Annotated in this window: 16 protein-coding genes; 11 read left to right on the forward strand and 5 right to left on the reverse strand. The window is 60.3% G+C overall.

Translation table 11 applies throughout. The features are described 5' to 3' along the window. Positions 1–8 precede the first annotated feature (8 nt). Entirely contained in the window at positions 9–212 is a 204-nt protein-coding gene (locus AAY24_RS16080; protein ID WP_046861383.1) for a heavy-metal-associated domain-containing protein, read from the forward strand. Positions 213–331: 119 nt separating this feature from the next. Here AAY24_RS16080 and AAY24_RS16085 read toward each other — a convergent pair whose 3' ends face one another. The 3 genes from AAY24_RS16085 to AAY24_RS19515 form a co-directional block, all read right to left on the reverse strand. Continuing rightward, entirely contained in the window at positions 332–766 is a 435-nt protein-coding gene (locus tag AAY24_RS16085; RefSeq protein WP_046860547.1) for a host attachment protein, read from the reverse strand. Positions 767–923: 157 nt separating this feature from the next. Continuing rightward, complete coding sequence (locus tag AAY24_RS16090; protein WP_082117188.1) at positions 924–1,670, reverse strand: DUF6969 family protein; 747 nt, start codon at positions 1,668–1,670, stop codon at positions 924–926. Positions 1,671–1,884: 214 nt separating this feature from the next. After that, positions 1,885–2,553, reverse strand: coding sequence for a c-type cytochrome (locus tag AAY24_RS19515; protein WP_046860549.1), 669 nt, complete (start codon positions 2,551–2,553; stop codon positions 1,885–1,887). 315 nt (positions 2,554–2,868) lie between these two features. Here AAY24_RS19515 and AAY24_RS16100 point away from each other — a divergent pair, with 315 nt between their 5' ends. From AAY24_RS16100 to nudB, 5 genes are all read left to right on the forward strand, one after another. Beyond that, positions 2,869–3,138, forward strand: coding sequence for a hypothetical protein (locus AAY24_RS16100; protein ID WP_046860550.1), 270 nt, complete (start codon positions 2,869–2,871; stop codon positions 3,136–3,138). A gap of 188 nt (positions 3,139–3,326) precedes the next feature. After that, positions 3,327–3,599 (forward strand): FmdB family zinc ribbon protein, encoded by a 273-nt coding sequence (locus AAY24_RS16105; RefSeq protein ID WP_046860551.1) that lies wholly within the window; start codon positions 3,327–3,329, stop codon positions 3,597–3,599. A 9-nt stretch (positions 3,600–3,608) separates the two neighbouring features. Further along, positions 3,609–4,250, forward strand: coding sequence for a DUF502 domain-containing protein (locus AAY24_RS16110; RefSeq protein ID WP_046860552.1), 642 nt, complete (start codon positions 3,609–3,611; stop codon positions 4,248–4,250). 385 nt (positions 4,251–4,635) lie between these two features. Beyond that, positions 4,636–6,426, forward strand: coding sequence for an aspartate--tRNA ligase (gene aspS / locus AAY24_RS16115; protein ID WP_046860553.1), 1,791 nt, complete (start codon positions 4,636–4,638; stop codon positions 6,424–6,426). Between the two features lie 127 nt (positions 6,427–6,553). After that, a complete protein-coding gene (gene nudB, locus AAY24_RS16120) occupies positions 6,554–6,991 on the forward strand; it encodes a dihydroneopterin triphosphate diphosphatase (RefSeq protein WP_052761281.1) in 438 nt (145 codons plus the stop codon). A gap of 137 nt (positions 6,992–7,128) precedes the next feature. Here the strand turns inward: nudB and AAY24_RS16125 are convergent, their stop codons facing one another. Beyond that, on the reverse strand, positions 7,129–8,535 hold the full coding sequence (locus tag AAY24_RS16125) for a PhoH family protein (protein WP_046861385.1): 1,407 nt from the start codon (positions 8,533–8,535) through the stop codon (positions 7,129–7,131). Between the two features lie 49 nt (positions 8,536–8,584). Beyond that, positions 8,585–9,121 (reverse strand): glycine cleavage system transcriptional repressor, encoded by a 537-nt coding sequence (locus AAY24_RS16130; protein ID WP_046860554.1) that lies wholly within the window; start codon positions 9,119–9,121, stop codon positions 8,585–8,587. Between the two features lie 291 nt (positions 9,122–9,412). Between AAY24_RS16130 and dapA the strand changes: the two genes are divergently transcribed. From dapA to purL, 5 genes are all read left to right on the forward strand, one after another. After that, entirely contained in the window at positions 9,413–10,288 is an 876-nt protein-coding gene (gene dapA, locus AAY24_RS16135; RefSeq protein WP_046860555.1) for a 4-hydroxy-tetrahydrodipicolinate synthase, read from the forward strand. A gap of 113 nt (positions 10,289–10,401) precedes the next feature. Further along, positions 10,402–11,484, forward strand: a complete 1,083-nt coding sequence (bamC, locus tag AAY24_RS18805) for an outer membrane protein assembly factor BamC (protein WP_234422189.1) — start codon at positions 10,402–10,404, stop codon at positions 11,482–11,484. Between the two features lie 27 nt (positions 11,485–11,511). Next, positions 11,512–12,273: an MBL fold metallo-hydrolase gene (locus tag AAY24_RS16145; protein ID WP_046860557.1), complete on the forward strand. Its 762-nt coding sequence runs from the start codon at positions 11,512–11,514 to the stop codon at positions 12,271–12,273. A 3-nt stretch (positions 12,274–12,276) separates the two neighbouring features. Next, positions 12,277–12,693: a hypothetical protein gene (locus AAY24_RS16150; protein ID WP_046860558.1), complete on the forward strand. Its 417-nt coding sequence runs from the start codon at positions 12,277–12,279 to the stop codon at positions 12,691–12,693. 101 nt (positions 12,694–12,794) lie between these two features. Beyond that, positions 12,795–16,688, forward strand: coding sequence for a phosphoribosylformylglycinamidine synthase (purL, locus tag AAY24_RS16155; RefSeq protein WP_046860559.1), 3,894 nt, complete (start codon positions 12,795–12,797; stop codon positions 16,686–16,688). The last annotated feature ends 4 nt before the right edge of the window (positions 16,689–16,692 follow it).

The following is a 16,692-nucleotide window of genomic DNA, read 5'->3' on the forward strand; positions in this document are numbered from 1 at the left end:
GTACGATGATGGCAAAGACCTATAAAGTGGAAGGCATGACCTGTGGCGGTTGTGCCAGTTCAGTGGAGCAGGCAATCAAGACAGCGGCGGCCCAGGCCAGTGTGGATGTTCAACTGGAAGGTGGACTGGTGACTGTCGATGGAGTGGACGATGATGACCTGATCAGGCAGGCAGTTGAAGATGCCGGTTTCACCTATGCTGGTACCGCCTAACCGGGGCCAATCGACCCACCGTTACCCCGTATAGGCAGGGTGAATGGTGATAATCCGGCGGATTATGGCCAGGCCGTGGTGGCGCGCCGCCTATGTGCCACGGCCTGTGCGGGGTCTGCTCAGAGTCTATGGGGCAGATTTTTGCGGATGGTCTCAACATCCTGGGTAGTGAGATTCTTGGATATCTCAGTGGCAACCAGTTTCTGCAGGGGTTGCGGCTGTTGCTTTCTCAAGAGCCCAAGGAAGCTGGGCGCGGCGATAACATGAAGTTTGTTGAAATGGCCCTGGGCTCGACCTGATTCCAGAGTGGCACAGACCTGGTGTGCGAAGCGTACTGCCTCATCGTGCTTGGTTTCATTGACATGACCCACGTCATGACTGCGGGGACCGGCGCTGCGGTCACGCCCCGGCCGGTCCGCTACCAGATCCCCGGTATGCAGGCGGGCCTCCGGATGATCCAGGGTGTGGATCTCTACCAGGGGACTAAAGGCGTTCTCGGCGGAGAAGATTCTTGCACGGCTTGTGTCAGCAACAACTACCCAGGCTGCATTCATAATCATTCCTCTCTCAAGTTGATAAACGGGTCAACGACCCCGGAGATTAAAGTATAGAGGAATATCCCCTGCTGTTTTTGCCCTGGGTCAGTCGAAATCCTCTTCCTGATGGTGGGGACGTGGAGGATCTTGTGGCCACTTTAGGTGCCGCGTCGGATCAGCCCCGCTGGACCTGCTCCAGTGAGGCTATCCAATGGTCGATTGAGATGGGCAGATAGCCGGTCAACTCCAGGTTCCGGTCCTCCAGCACATCCTGCCCAGGGTGACGTTGTTGCCAGTACTCCATCATCTGGTCACGATGCAGCAGCAGTGCCTGGATATGGGGCCGGAACAGTCTCAGCATGGCACTGATCCAGCGGTTTACCGGCCAGGAGGGCCAGGCGTGTTCGATGGCGAATTGAGGCAGCATCTCGATTACGTCCCGTGCGCTGTACCAGGTTTCTCCGGTCACCCAGCGATTGGCGGCAAACAGGCCGATGGGGCGTCCCCAGGCATCCATGGAGATGCCCGCCAGGTGGGCGATGGCATCCTGGCCCTGGGGCCAGGGTTCACTGGTCAGGGGGTAATCCAGTGGCTCAGCCGGCCAGGCGCGTCCGCCGGTGCGAAGGAAAGTATGGAAATGACCGTGCTCCTGAATATCGCTGCGATGGGCGTGGTAGTAGTACTGGCCAAAGGTCTCGTTATCAAACACGTCATCACGGGGATAGTGTTCCAGTTCGACAAAATCCCCCTGCCCTTTGAGCATCTCCCCCACCAGGTTCAGTCCGACCCGCTCCAGTGCGCCCATGCAGGAGCGAACCTCGTCACCGGCATGCAACATCGTTTTGATCTCGTCCTGGAGCAGGTGGACGGGGTTGGGTGGTATCAGCTGGGGTGGCTGTATGTGTGGTTCTCTGTTACTCATCTGTCAAAGTCCCAAAGCAGGATCGCATAATCGTTGCCAATGCAGCGCAGCCGGGGCGGTAAATTCGGGCACCTTCAGCAGGTTCCACGGGAGGTGTGCCGGCAGAAAAAGTGGCGATACCATCACCGGAGGCGATCAGGGGGAGCTGACCCCATGCTGTCCCCCGGTGCGGGCGCGCGGGTCAGGTGACGGGCTTTGGCCCGCCACCTGTTTCTCAATTGGCGGCGCAGGGATTTCTGGCTGCACAGGGATTTTTTGCCGCGCAGGGGTTCTTTGCGGCACAGGGGTTTTTCGCCGCACAAGGGTTCATGGTCCCGCTGCTGTGCGATTCGGCAAAGTTTTTCTGCTGATGGGTCACGTAAGTGGCCAGGGCGGCCAGTTCCATGGAGTCCCAGGCCAGGGGTTGGGCCGCCATAGGGGAGACCATGCAGAGCTGTACCATCTCGTCGGCGTGAACGGTTTTTACCTGAAACTGGTCATTGGCCATCTGTACGTAGTGGGGGTAGGGTTGGGCGAATGTGGCCTGGAACATGCCATGGTTGTTGTGGCAGCTGTTACAGGAGATGCCGTTACTGCTCAGGCTGGTATCCTTGAACAGTCTTTCGCCCTCGGCCAGCAGTGTGGCCTGATCAGCCTGGTAGGGTTGGTAGTTATCGGGACGTGTTACGGCAGCGGAGTTGATCCGGGCCGCGCAGGGATTCATCGACTGGGCGGTGCAAGGGTTCCTGCCGGCACAGGGGGTGATGCTTTTTGCTGCGCAGGGATTTCTGGATCTGGCCGCGCAGGGATTGGCCGCATAGAGTGGGGTGCCGCCGAGTACGACGGTGGTCAGACAGCCACTGACAATGGCTGTCAGGGTCTTTCTGGAGCTGGTCTGCTTCATGTTGGATCTCCTCTGGTTGAAATGCCTGTCTGTTTTTGTTGTGGATCGCTGGTCGTTTTGCCGTTAATACTCCGTTTATGCTGTGGGTGGATCTGTACTTGTGCGGGAAACAGAGTTGTTATGGCGCTTTGCAACGTCAGGACACGTACAATAAGACCGGAAGGGTGTTGTGTTCTTTTCAGGCAATGTGCCAGACCGGTCGCCGGCGTCACCGGAGCTGTGGTACCTGTTTTAATGGCACTTGCAGAAATCGGGAATTGACCTTATTTATGCCGGGTGGAGATCCGCCTGGTGCAACTGGCAGGGAAGTAATTTATGAAACCGACTGATGATCAATTAAACCGGGCGCTACGCCTAGCCGAACAGATGCGGGAGCGGGATGATGATCCGGATTTTCTGGCCAGATCGCTGCTCTATCTGCACCAGCGGGACCAGATGTTGGAGAAGGTGTTGGAGCATCTGGAGCTGTTTCTGCGTTTCGGGCTGCCGGTGGATGAACATATGAAACTGGTTCGTCTGGTGGAAGAGGCCAAAGTGCAACAGCAGCTCGACCAGGGTGAGGATGTGCAGAAGCTGGGATTGTGAAGCCGGCGATCGGGTGAGGAGGACGGTTTTGTTGAGCGCCCGTCGGACAGGTTTGTATTGCAGCAGGTTTTCACCGGTTGTTGCAGTGGCTCGGGAAAGCCTTTGAACCACCATTAATTGTGCTAACATCCACTGCTATTTTGCGCCCCGGAGTTTGCCCGGGGCTATTGAACGATCAGGAGTAACGCATGCCGATTTATGAGTACCGTTGTGAAGCCTGCGGCCATGAGCTGGAGGCGATGCAAAGAATGAGCGATGAGGCGCTGACCGAGTGCCCGAAGTGCGGTAAACCCGCGCTGAAAAAGCTGATATCGGCGGCCGGGTTCCGTCTCAAGGGGCAGGGCTGGTACGAGACAGACTTCAAGAGTGGCAAACAGAAGAATCTGCACAGCGGAGACAAGCAGGACTCCAAGCCGGCGCCTGCCTGCGGTGCCGGTGCCTGTAGTAGCTGTGAGCCCTGATCCCGCGATATGCGATTAATCCGCCGCTACCTGGTGGCCGGACTGCTGGTCTGGGTGCCGCTGGGCATAACGCTGCTGGTGGTGCGTCTGCTGGTGCGCTGGCTGGATGGATCTCTGCTACTGTTGCCGGAGGCCTACCGGCCGGAACAGCTGCTGGGTTTCTCCATTCCCGGGCTCGGTGTGCTGGTCTCGGTGTTGATCGTATTTGTCACCGGGGTGATGGTGGCCAATCTGTTTGGTCGCTCCCTGGTCTCCGTCTGGGAACGCCTGATGGCCCGCATTCCGTTGGTTCGGTCCGTCTATTCAGGGGCCAAGCAGCTGGCGGAGACCATGTTCAGCGAGGCGGGGCAATCCTTCAGGAAAGTCCTGTTGATCGAGTTTCCCCGCAAAGGGTTGTGGACACTGGCTTTTCAGACCGGTACCGATGCGGGTGAAGCCCAGCTCAAAACCGGGCGGGATGTGGTGAATGTCTACGTTCCCACCACCCCCAACCCGACCGGCGGTTACTTCGTCATGGTGCCCCGGGAGGATGTGGTGGAGTTGGATATGAGCGTGGATGACGGATTGAAAATGCTCATGTCCATGGGGGCGGTGGTGCCCCAGGGGCAGAAAACCTCCCGGCAGACCGACGGGATTGATCCCGGTCACTGAGCGCAGGACTCCCGGTTTTTCTAAACCAGGCACCCGGTCCCCTGCGCCGGGTCACTTCGTATGGTAAAAGTACCTCGTCAAAGAGCGGCAGACCGGGCGAAATCCCTTTAGCAGTTCAATCCTCTATTCTCTAAACTAGTCCGGGAAGTACCCATTTTTATCCGGTTGCAGGGTGTCCGGTTACAACAGCTGAATGGTTGTCCGGACAGTCGGTTGTTCGCCGCGCCGGGTCTCCCATTGGTCAGGAGGCGCGTCGATTTCTCCCCCCACGAACAATTAAATCGACTCAGTGCTTGCGCCTCTCGTATCCAAACCTTAAAATTTCCTGTTTTCTCAGTCGGGCGAATTTCTCGCCTGAAATCAGTCTGTAACGGTAATATCGAGTATGCGCACCCACTATTGCGGTCATATAAACGCCTCACATATCGACCAGGAGGTCGAAATTTGCGGTTGGGTTCACCGGCGACGTGATCATGGCGGGGTGATTTTTATCGATCTGCGGGATCGCGAAGGACTCGTCCAGGTGGTGTACGATCCGGACCTGCCGGATATCTTCGCCATCGCTGAACAGGTTCGCAACGAGTTTGTACTGAAGGTGCGTGGTCGTGTGCGCGCCCGTCCCGAAGGCACCGTCAACCCGGATATGCCGACCGGTGAAATCGAAATCCTCGGACTCGGTCTGGAGGTGCTGAACCGGGCCGACACCCCGCCGTTCCAGCTGGATGAGCATGAGCGGGTCTCCGAAGAGGTGCGCCTGCGCTACCGTTATATCGACCTGCGCCGCCCCGAGATGCAGAAGCGCATCATGCTGCGGGCTGCCGTCACACGGGCGTTGCGCAGCTACCTGGACGATAACGGCTTTCTCGATATCGAGACACCGATGCTGACCAAGGCGACTCCAGAAGGGGCGCGGGATTACCTGGTGCCGTCCCGAACCCATCCGGGCCACTTCTTTGCCCTGCCCCAGTCACCCCAGCTGTTCAAACAGCTGCTGATGATGTCCGGCATGGACCGTTATTATCAGATTGTGCGCTGTTTCCGTGATGAGGATCTGCGTGCTGATCGCCAGCCCGAGTTCACCCAGCTGGATATCGAGACCTCGTTCATGAGTGAGAACGAGATCATGAACGCCATGGAAGAGATGATCCGGGGCGTGGTGAAGCAGGTGCTGGACGTGGATCTGCCCGATCCGTTCCCCCACATGACCTACCAGGAGGCGATGCGCCGGTTCGGTTCTGATCGCCCCGATCTGCGCTGTCCGCTGGAGCTGGTGGACGTGGCGGATCTCATGGACGGGGTCGATTTTAAAGTGTTCTCCGGACCCGCCAAGGACCCCAAAGGCCGTGTGGCGGCCCTCTGCCTGCCCAAGGGTTGTGAGCTGACCCGTAAGGAGATTGACGAGTACACCAAGTACGTCGGTATCTACGGGGCCCGGGGATTGGCTTACATTAAGGTGAACGACTGGAGTGGCCAGGGGCGCGATGGTTTGCAGTCGCCGATTCTCAAGTTCCTGCCGGATGAGGCGGTCAACGGCATCATGGAGCGCACCGGCGCCCAGGATGGCGATCTGATCTTCTTCGGTGCTGATAAGGCCTCGGTGGTGAATGAGGCGTTGGGCGCCCTGCGGGTCAAGCTGGGTGAAGATCGGGGGCTGATGCAGCCCGGTTGGCACCCGGTCTGGGTGGTCGACTTCCCGATGTTCGAATGGGACGAGGGCGCGGACCGCTGGAATGCGCTGCACCACCCATTTACCGCGCCGAAGGAGGATCAGCTGGACCTGCTGGAGAGCGATCCGGGTGCCTGCCTGTCCCGGGCCTATGACATGGTGCTGAATGGTACCGAGGTGGGCGGTGGCTCCATCCGTATTCACAACAGCGCCGTGCAGGAGCGGGTATTCCGGCTGCTGGGTATCGGTGAAGAGGAGGCCGAGGAGAAGTTTGGCTTCCTGCTCACTGCGCTGAAATACGGTTGTCCGCCCCATGGCGGTCTGGCCTTTGGCCTGGATCGGTTGGTGATGCTGCTGGCCGGCGCCGGTTCCATCCGTGACGTGATGGCTTTCCCCAAGACCCAGACAGCGGCTTGTATGCTGACGGCGGCACCGTCCGAAGTGAGTCCCGCCCAACTGCGGGAGCTCTCTATCCGGGTGCGTACGCCAAAGGCGGAAGAGCAGGGCTGAGCAGGCTGCGTTCGGGTCAGTGAAGGCTGGCCCGGACGTTTATCGTAATGGCTGAATGGTTCAGTCGGGTGTCGTCGATTGGGTAATCGGACAAGCAGGATGCTTATTTGACAACTGGAGCGGACCGGTGCGGCCAACCTATAAACGTCCAGAGTCGGTTCTGGTGGTGATCTACACCGACCGGGGCGAGGTGCTGATGCTCAATCGCACCCAGCCCAGGGGGTTCTGGCAGTCCGTTACCGGCAGTCTGAAGTGGAACGAGTCACCCCGTCAGGCAGCGGAACGGGAGCTGTTTGAAGAGACCGGTCTCCACCACCAGGGTCGCCTGCGGGATGCCCGCCACACGGAGCGTTTCCCCATTCTGCCGGCCTGGCGAGCCCGTTTTGCCCCTTCCGCACACTACAACCGGGAACACCTCTTCTACTTCCGGTTACCGTCCCGTCGGCTGATCCGGCTCAATCCCCGCGAGCACGCCGAGATGCGCTGGCTCCCGGCCGCGCAGGCGGCCTGTAAAGCCACATCCTGGACCAACCGGAACGCGATCCTGCGGCTGTTGTCCGGTTGAACATGTCGTCTGCCCACCTTTTACCCCGTGCCGCACCACCCGCGTGGGCATAAAAGACGTGCCCACCCTGCCAGGTTCGCACCGTTTGTGTCGGATTTATCGCAGCCTGGGTTAGCTGAAGGGGTAACCCAACAGGACTACAGCTCCTCCGAGGCGTAGTCGGCCAGGCGTGAGCGCTCACCCCGCAGCAGGGTGATATGGCCGCTGTGGCGCCAATCCTTGAACCGGTCCACTACGTAGGTCAGACCGGAAGTGGTTTCGGTCAGGTAGGGAGTGTCAATCTGTGCCACGTTACCGAGACAGACGATCTTGGTACCGGGGCCGGCCCGGGTGATCAGGGTCTTCATCTGTTTTGAGGTGAGATTCTGCGCCTCGTCCAGGATGATGTACTTCTTCAGGAAGGTGCGTCCGCGCATGAAGTTGAGTGAATGGATGCGGATACGTGAGCGGAGCAGCTCATCGGTGGCAGCCCGGCCCCACTCGCCCCCTTCGGTCTGGGTCAGTACCTCCAGGTTATCCATCAGAGCGCCCATCCAGGGGGTCATCTTCTCCTCCTCGGTGCCGGGCAGGAAGCCGATATCCTCGCCCACCGGCACGGTCACCCGGGTCATGATGATCTCCCGGTAGATGTTCATGTCCAGGGTCTGGGCGAGCCCGGCGGCCAGGGCCAGCAGGGTCTTGCCGGTACCGGCGCTGCCCAGCAGCGAGACGAAATCCACCTCCGGATCCATCAGCATGTTGATGGCGAAGTTCTGCTCCCGGTTACGCGCCCGTATGCCCCAGATCGCATGGTTGGCGCTGCGGTAATCGGTGGCCATCTCGATAATGGCGTCGTCACCGTCGCGGCGCCGCACTATGGCCTCGAACTTGGAATCGTCGTCCAGGAACAGGCACTGGTTGGGGTACCAGGCCTGGGTATCCTTGCCCTTGATACGGTAGTAGGTGCGGCCCTGCTCCTGCCAGGAGTCGAGGTTTTTACTGTGTTCCTCCCAGAAATTGGCCTCCAGTTCCGCCTCGCCGCTGTAGAGTAGGTTGACGTCGTCCAGCACCTGGTCGTTATTGTAATCCTCCGCCGGTACCCCCAATACGGCTGCCTTGATGCGCAGGTTGATGTCCTTGGATATCAGGGTCACCTGCATCTCGGGATGCTCCTGCTGCAGGGTCAGGGCAGTACTCAATATGTTGTTGTCCGGCATATTTCCCGGCAGGCTCTCAGGCAGGTGGCTGGCCAGGGTGGTGGTCTGGAAAAACAGCCGGCCGGCCGGCGCTGTTGCCGTGCTGGTGCCGTTCGCCGGTGCAGGCAGGGGCAGGCCGGTATCGATCTGCTGTTTGCTGGCACCCGACATCAGTTCATCCAGGAAGCGGGATACCTGGCGCACGTTGCGCGCCACCTCGGAGACCCCTTTCTTGCCCTTGTCCAGCTCTTCCAGTACTACCATGGGGAGGAAGATGTCGTGCTCCTTGAAGCGAAAGATAGCAGTGGGGTCGTGCATCAGTACGTTGGTATCGAGCACAAACAGTCGGCGCTTCTCCTGGTCAGTCATCGGTGGCTTGTCCTGCATCGGGTTGTGGGGTTGCTGCGTGTGGCGCGGATCAGCGCTGGGCCGGTTCGATAATGGCGTCCAGATTGATGGTGTCACAAAACTCCATGAAATCGTCCCGTAGGGTGGCGATGTGCAAGTCTGCCGGAATCCCCACGGTCATATGGACTGAGAACATCACGGTGCCGGTATGGGGCGCGGCGTAGCTGGTGGTGGCCATATCCTCGATATTGATCTTGCGTTGGGAGAAGAAGTTGGCCAGTTGGTGCACGATACCCGGATGATCGAGAGAGACCACGTCCACCACATAGGGCAGGGCCCGGGCGGTGCTGTCGCGGGCTTCGGTGCGTTTGACAATGATGGTCAGGTCGAGCTGCTGTTCCAGTGCGGGGATCGCTTCTTCCAGCTTGCCGAGGGTATTCCAGTTACCTTCCACCATCAGCAGAATGGCAAACTCACCGCCGAGAACGGTCATGCGGCTGTCGGCGATATTGCAGCCGATATTCAGTATCGCCTTGGAGAGTTCGTCGACAATGCCGGGGCGATCTTTTCCCAGCGCGGATATCACCAAGTAGTTCTGTGTAGACATAGAAAATTGCTACTCCTGTTTCTTTTCTCCTGAAGTGTAGCCCCGCAAGGGTCCGCTTGTCTTGCGTTCTCTGGCAAAACGTTGACCGGGTGAACGGTGTGCCCCTCCAGCCGGGACGTTGGAGGCCCCGGCATCCTGCCATCCATCTTTGCGATTTGGAATGGGGTTGCCGGGCGAGTGGTGTCTGGGGAATGCGAAGGGAAATGCCAGATTATCGCCCATCCGCCTTGTCAGCGTCGGAGTCGGCGTTTTAGAATGGCTGATTAGGCGGATTAATTGGAGTTTTTTCACATGTTTCAAGGCAGTATGGTAGCGCTGGTCACCCCGATGCAGGAGGATGGCAGCGTCGATGAGAACAGCCTGCGTGACCTGGTGGAATGGCACGTTGAACAGGGTACCGACGCCATTGTTGCGGTGGGTACCACCGGTGAATCCGCCACCCTGGATGAGACGGAGCACTGTGAGGTAATCCGGCAGGTTGTGGAATTTACTGCCAAACGGCTGCCGGTTATCGCCGGGACGGGAGCCAACTCCACCACCGAGGCGATCCAGCTTACCCGCTGTGCCAAGGAGGCGGGTGCCGATGGCTGTCTGCTGGTCACGCCCTATTACAACAAGCCGACCCAGGAGGGGCTGTATCGGCACTTCAAGGCGGTCGCAGAGGCGGTGAATATTCCGCAACTGCTCTACAATGTGCCGGGCCGGACCGCCTGCGACATGTTGCCGGAGACAGTGGGCAGACTCTCCAAAATTACCAATATTGTCGGTATCAAGGAAGCCACCGGTGATCTGGATCGGGTGGCGATCCTGCGCGAGCTTTGTGGCGAGGATTTCGCACTGCTTACCGGGGATGATGCAACTTCCCGTGAATTTATTCTGTTGGGTGGTGTCGGAACCATCTCTGTAACTGCGAACGTGGCGCCGGCGGCGATGCACCAGATGATTGCGGCCGCCCGGCGGGGCGACGCGGAAGAGGCCGCCCGCCTGGACGAGCCGCTGGCTGCCCTGCACCGGGATCTGTTCCTGGAGTCCAATCCGATCCCGGTGAAGTGGGCGTTGGCGGAGATGGGCCGCATTCCAGTGGGTATCCGCCTGCCGCTGACCTGGTTCGCAGAGCGTTATCACGATCAACTGCGTCAATCGCTGGTCACCGCAGGTCTCCTCTGAAACGTCAGGTAACTGGCAACAAGGTTTTCTACAACATGGCTTTAACGACTCGAAATACGCTAGTCACACTCCTGGTTACTGTTATGTTGGCGGGCTGTGGTGCCCTGCCAAACATGGATGACGTACTGCCCGACCGGAAGGTTGAGTACAAGAAGGCCAAGGATGCCGGTAACAATCTGGAGATCCCGCCCGACCTGACCAAAAGCACTATCAATGATCAACTGGTCATTCCCGGTTCCTCCGGTGCTGAAGCGACCACCCTGTCGGGGCAATTGGAGAGAGAGCGTATTCAGGGCCGTGTGGCAACCCGGACCAACGTATTGCCCAAGATCGACAAGATCCAGGTGATGCGGGACGGCGACCAGCGCTGGCTGCGTATCCAGAGCGATCCCGAGGATGTCTGGTACAAGGCGGTTGCGTTCTGGCAGGAGAACGGCATTCTGCTGGCCCAGCAGGATCCTACGGTGGGTGTGATGGTGACCGACTGGCTGGAGAACCGGGCGGATATCAAGCGTGATTTCATTACGGACAAGATTCGTTCCGTATTTGATGGTGCCTATGCTGCGGCGACCCGGGATCAGTACCGTGTCCGTATTGAGCAGGGCTTGACCGAAGGGACCACCGAACTCTATCTGACCCATCGCGGTATGGAAGAGGAGTATGTGCTGAATAGAGGGGGGGACCCGGAGCGTACCATCTGGAATCCCCGGCCTACCGATCACGGCCTGGAGGCGGAGATGCTGCGCCGCCTGATGAATTACATGGGCGTCACGGATCAGCAGTCCCGCACCTCACTGGCCCAGGCGGGCACGCCCCAGGCGCGCTCCCGGCTGGTACGCAACGACAGTGAGGTGGTGCTGCTGATGAATGAAGAGGTGAGTCGCGCCTGGCGTCTGACCGGGGTGGCCCTGGACCGGGTCGGTTTCGCGGTGGAGGATCGGGATCGTGCCAAGATGATCTACTACGTGCGTTACAACGATCCGCTGAAGGAGACTGACGAGCCGGGCCTGCTGAGCAAACTGGCGTTCTGGAGCGATAACGACAAGGATATCGACAAGGAGAGCCAGTACCAGGTGGGGCTGACTGCGGATGGTAATGGTGGCTCCCGCGTGGTGGTCAGGAACAAGGACGGCGTGCAGGAGAACTCGGATACCGCACTGCGTATCCTGACCCTGCTGCATGAGCAGATCCAGTAAAGGCGGAACCTGGCCAGGATAGGAGCGGTGCGATTCGCCTCTCTCGGCAGTGGCAGCCGGGGAAATGCCACACTGATCGAGTGTGGAACAACCCGGTTGCTGCTGGATTGTGGCTTTGCCGCCAGAGAGACGGAGCGGCGCCTGGGGCTGCTCGGAGTCGCTCCGGAGAGTCTCTCTGCCATCCTGGTGACCCACGAACACCAGGACCATATCAAGGGGGTCGGCCCCCTGGCCCGGCGTTACGATCTGCCGGTGTGGATTACCCACGGTACCTACCGTCAGGGTCGCTGCGGGGAGTTGCCGGACCCACAGTTGATCCACAGTCACCAGGCGCCATTCCGGATCGGCGCCATCAATGTGCAACCCTATCCGGTACCCCATGACGCACGGGAACCGGTGCAGTATGTATTCAGCAGCGCTGGCACCAGCCTGGGGGTGCTGACCGACAGCGGTAGTATCACGCCCCATATTCAGCAGATGCTGGCGGGTTGCCACGCCCTGTTGCTGGAGTTCAATCACGATCTGGCGATGCTCAACAGCGGCCCCTATCCACCCTCCCTGCAACGTCGGGTCGGTGGCCGGCTTGGTCATCTGAACAATGAGCAGGCGGTGGGATTGCTGGCCGATCTGGATCATGCCCGTCTGCGTCACCTGGTGGTGGCCCACGTGAGCGAACAGAACAATGACCCGGACAAGGTTCGGGATACCATTCTGTCCCGCTTGCCAGAGCTGGCGCCACGCCTTACCCTGACCAGTCAAGGGGAGGTCAGTCCCTGGTTCGAGGTGTGACGCATGAGTCTGAAAGCATGGCTGTTCCCGCGGGAGTCCCGCTATCTGCCCGGCCAGCGCTGGCTTAATGTGCTGTTCAGAACCCTGCACCTGGTGGGTCTGGGTGGCCTGGGCGCCGGTTTCCTCTACCCGGCGGTGGATGAGAGCTGGCACCTCTACCTGCAGATCACCCTGGTTTCGGGGAGCTGTCTGGCCCTGATCTCCATCTACTCCAATGGCATCTGGCTGATTCAGCTGCGCGGTCAGGTGGTGTTCCTGAAGTTGATTCTGCTGGCCCTGATGACCCCTTTTCCACAGCTGCGGGCAGAGCTGTTTATCCTGATTATCCTGCTGTCCGGCTGGATCGCCCATGCCACCGCCCAGGTGCGCTATTACTCGCTCTATCACCGGCGGCGTATAGAGTCCGGGGATCTGGGTTAGGTTGTCGAGGCGGACCGGAATATGGTCCGGCAATGCGGAAATTTCCAACCGCTTCGAGTATCATTACCGATTTGATTTTTCGCCCATCGACAAGGTATCCCATGCTCACTCTTCGCGGCGCTCCAGCCCTTTCCGATTTTCGTCAGAACAAACTCGAACGTCGTCTTGCCGAGGTGGTGGGGCGTCCCCTGGGACTGTATGCCGAGTTTATCCATTTCGCCGAATTGACTCAGACCCTGGACGATACCGAGCGGGCGGTTCTGGATCGGCTGTTGCGCTACGGTCCCCAGCTGGCGGAACACGAACCGACCGGCCAGCTGCTGCTGGTGGTGCCGCGGCCCGGCACCATCTCACCCTGGTCCACCAAGGCGACCGATATCGCCCACAACTGTGGCCTGGAGAAGATCGAGCGCCTGGAACGGGGTACCGTCTACTACCTGACAACGGCTGACAATGGGCCCCTGACTGATCACGAACTGCAGGCGGCCAGGTCGGTACTGCACGACCGTATGACCGAAGTGGTATTCGATGCGCTGGATGAGGCGGTTTGTCTGTTTAACCGGGCTGACCCCCGGCCCTTCACTACGGTGGACGTGGTGGGCGGTGGCCGCGCCGCGCTGGAAGTGGCCAATGGTGAGTTGGGGCTGGCGCTGTCGCCGGATGAGATCGACTACCTGGTGGAGAGTTTCCAGGCGCTGGGACGTAACCCCACCGATGTGGAACTGATGATGTTCGCCCAGGCCAACTCGGAGCATTGCCGGCATAAAATCTTCAACGCCGACTGGATCATTGACGGTGAACCCCAGCACCTCTCCCTGTTCAAGATGATTCGTAACACCACCGATCAGTCGCCGGATCAGGTGCTGTCGGCCTACAAGGACAATGCGGCGGTGATGAGCGGGCACCCGGGTCAGCGTTTTCTGACCGAGCCCGGCAGCCACCGCTACAGCTACAGCGCCGAACCGATCCACATTCTGATGAAGGTGGAGACCCACAATCACCCGACCGCCATCTCCCCCGATCCCGGTGCGGCCACTGGCTCCGGTGGTGAGATCCGGGATGAGGGGGCGACCGGCAAGGGCTCCAAGCCGAAGGCGGGCCTGACCGGTTTCTCGGTCTCCAATCTGCGCATCCCCGGCGCCGAACAGCCCTGGGAGCAGGACTTCGGCAAGCCGGAGCGGATTGTCTCGGCCCTGGATATCATGCTGGAGGGCCCCATTGGTGGTGCCTCCTTCAACAACGAATTCGGCCGGCCCAATCTGTGCGGCTATTTCCGCACTTTCGAGGAGCAGGTGGCGGGTCCGCAGGGGCCCGAGCTGCGCGGTTACCACAAGCCGATCATGCTGGCCGGCGGTCTCGGTAATATCCGGGAAGAGCATATCGAGAAGCACGAATTTCCAGCTGGCTCACCGCTGGTGGTGCTGGGTGGCCCCGCCATGTTGATCGGCCTGGGGGGTGGCGCCGCCTCCTCTATGGCCAGCGGCACCTCGGCGGAGGATCTGGATTTCGCCTCGGTACAGCGCTCCAACCCGGAGATGGAGCGGCGCTGTCAGGAGGTGATCGACCGCTGCTGGGCCCGGGGAGGCGACAACCCGATCCTGTTTATCCACGATGTGGGGGCCGGAGGTATCTCCAATGCCCTGCCTGAACTGGTGCATGATGCCGGACGGGGCGGGCGCTTTGAACTGCGTACCGTGCCCAACGATGAACCGGGCATGTCACCGATGGAGATCTGGTGCAACGAGGCGCAGGAGCGCTACGTCATGGCGATCGACCGGGAACGGCTCGACGAGTTCAAGGCGATCTGCGAACGGGAGCGCTGCCCCTACGCAGTGGTGGGTGAGGCGACAGACGAAGAGCATCTGCTACTGGGTGACGCCTACTTCGACAACAACCCGATCGACATCTCCATGTCCCTGCTGTTCGGCAAGCCGCCGCGTATGCTGCGGGATGTGAAACATCATCCGTTCCAGAAGCCGGAACTGGATTTTGCCGATGTGACCCCGGAACAGGCCGCCCAGCGGGTACTGCGTCTGCCGGCGGTGGCCAACAAAACCTTCCTGATCAGTATCGGTGACCGCTCCATCACCGGCCAGGTGGCCCGGGATCAGATGGTGGGCCCCTGGCAGGTGCCGGTGGCCGATCTGGCTGTGACCCTGTCTGATTATGTCGGTTATACCGGTGAGGCGATGGCGATCGGTGAACGCACACCGCTGGCGCTGATCGATGCTCCGGCTTCCGGTCGCATGGCGATCGGCGAGGCGATCACCAATCTGGCGGCAACCGCCATTGATAAAATCAGCGACATCAAGCTCTCCGCCAACTGGATGGCGGCGGCCGGTCATGTGGGCGAGGATGCCAACCTCTACGCCACGGTTCGGGCAGTCGGCATGGAGCTCTGTCCGGCTCTGGGTATCGCCATCCCGGTGGGCAAGGATTCCATGTCCATGAAAACGGTCTGGCAGGAGGCGGATGAGGCACGCGCCATGACCGCGCCCCTGTCCCTGATTATCAGCGGTTTTGCGCCGGTCAGCGACGTGCGCCGGACCTTGACACCCCAGCTGCGCACCGACCAGGGCGACAGCGACCTGATCCTGATCGACCTGGGTAAGGGCAGCAACCGGCTCGGCGCTTCCGCGCTGGCCCAGGTCTATCGCCAGGTCGGGCACCAGGGGCCGGATCTGAACGATCCTCACGCCCTGAAACAGTTCTTCGCCACCATCCAGGATCTGAATCGGGATGATCTGCTGCTGGCCTATCACGATCGCTCCGACGGCGGCCTGTTAACCACCCTTTGCGAGATGGCCTTTGCCGGCCATACCGGTGTGACCATCGAGCTGGACGGGCTGGCGGATGATGATCTGGCAGTGCTGTTTAACGAGGAGTTGGGTGCAGTGATCCAGGTGCGGCACAGCGATACCGATGCGGTGCTGAAACAGCTGCACGACGCCGGTCTGGGTCACTACAGTCACCTGATCGGCACCCTGAACGACAGCGACCGGGTTCTGATCCGCCGGGATCGCCAGGTGGTGCTGGATATGTCCAGGATTGAGCTGCAACAGGCCTGGTCCGAGACCACCCTGGCCATGCAGCAGTTGCGGGACAACCCGGATTGCGCCCGGGAAGAGTTTGAGCGGATTGCCGACGCGGACGATCCCGGTATCCAGGTCAACCTGACCTTTGATCCGGCCGAGGATGTGGCGGCGCCGATGATCAACAGCGGGGTGCGGCCCGAGGTGGCGATCCTGCGTGAGCAGGGGGTCAACGGGCAGGTGGAGATGGCCAATGCCTTCCACAAGGCCGGCTTCGACAGTATCGATGTGCACATGTCGGATATCCTCTCCGGCCGCGTGTCACTGGAGCGCTTCAAGGGGCTGGTGGCCTGTGGTGGTTTCTCCTACGGTGACGTGCTGGGCGCCGGTGAAGGGTGGGCCAAGTCGGTGCTGTTTAATCCCCGGGCGCGGGATCAGTTCCAGGCCTATTTTGAACGGGATGACAGCTTCTCCCTGGGGGTCTGCAATGGCTGCCAGATGCTCTCCAATCTGCATGAGCTGATCCCTGGTACGGAGCAGTGGCCGCACTTCGTGCGCAACCGCTCGGAGCAGTTCGAGGCGCGCTTTGTCAGCGTGGAAGTGAAGGAGTCCCCCTCCATTCTGCTGCAAGGAATGGCCGGTTCGGTGCTGCCGATCGCCGTGGCCCACGGCGAGGGCCGGGCGGAATTCCGCGATGCGGATCACCTGGCGGCGGCCCGCTCCCAGGTGGTGCTGCAGTATGTGGAGAACAGCGGGGAGGTGGCCAGCCGCTATCCGGCCAACCCCAACGGATCGCCTCTGGGGATCACCGGGCTCACCAGCACGGATGGACGGGTCACCATCATGATGCCCCATCCGGAGCGGGTGGTGCGCAGTGTGCAGAACTCCTGGTATCCCGACACCTGGGGCGAGGCGGGCCCCTGGCTGCGACTGTTCCGTAATGCCCGTGTCTGGCTGGGCTAGATTG

The sequence above is a fragment of the Sedimenticola thiotaurini genome, assembly GCF_001007875.1.
Classification (GTDB): Bacteria; Pseudomonadota; Gammaproteobacteria; order Chromatiales; family Chromatiaceae; genus Sedimenticola; species Sedimenticola thiotaurini.

Coding starts and splice junctions, on each gene's coding strand:
- AAY24_RS16100 (WP_046860550.1), top strand. CDS start 2,869: ATGAAACCGACTGATGATCAATTAAACCGGGCGCTACGCCTAGCCGAA.
- AAY24_RS16125 (WP_046861385.1), bottom strand. CDS start 8,535: ATGACTGACCAGGAGAAGCGCCGACTGTTTGTGCTCGATACCAACGTA.
- AAY24_RS16110 (WP_046860552.1), top strand. CDS start 3,609: ATGCGATTAATCCGCCGCTACCTGGTGGCCGGACTGCTGGTCTGGGTG.
- AAY24_RS16130 (WP_046860554.1), bottom strand. CDS start 9,121: ATGTCTACACAGAACTACTTGGTGATATCCGCGCTGGGAAAAGATCGC.
- AAY24_RS16085 (WP_046860547.1), bottom strand. CDS start 766: ATGAATGCAGCCTGGGTAGTTGTTGCTGACACAAGCCGTGCAAGAATC.
- AAY24_RS16105 (WP_046860551.1), top strand. CDS start 3,327: ATGCCGATTTATGAGTACCGTTGTGAAGCCTGCGGCCATGAGCTGGAG.
- purL (WP_046860559.1), top strand. CDS start 12,795: ATGCTCACTCTTCGCGGCGCTCCAGCCCTTTCCGATTTTCGTCAGAAC.
- dapA (WP_046860555.1), top strand. CDS start 9,413: ATGTTTCAAGGCAGTATGGTAGCGCTGGTCACCCCGATGCAGGAGGAT.
- AAY24_RS16150 (WP_046860558.1), top strand. CDS start 12,277: ATGAGTCTGAAAGCATGGCTGTTCCCGCGGGAGTCCCGCTATCTGCCC.
- AAY24_RS19515 (WP_046860549.1), bottom strand. CDS start 2,553: ATGAAGCAGACCAGCTCCAGAAAGACCCTGACAGCCATTGTCAGTGGC.
- aspS (WP_046860553.1), top strand. CDS start 4,636: ATGCGCACCCACTATTGCGGTCATATAAACGCCTCACATATCGACCAG.
- bamC (WP_234422189.1), top strand. CDS start 10,402: ATGGATGACGTACTGCCCGACCGGAAGGTTGAGTACAAGAAGGCCAAG.
- AAY24_RS16080 (WP_046861383.1), top strand. CDS start 9: ATGGCAAAGACCTATAAAGTGGAAGGCATGACCTGTGGCGGTTGTGCC.
- AAY24_RS16090 (WP_082117188.1), bottom strand. CDS start 1,670: ATGAGTAACAGAGAACCACACATACAGCCACCCCAGCTGATACCACCC.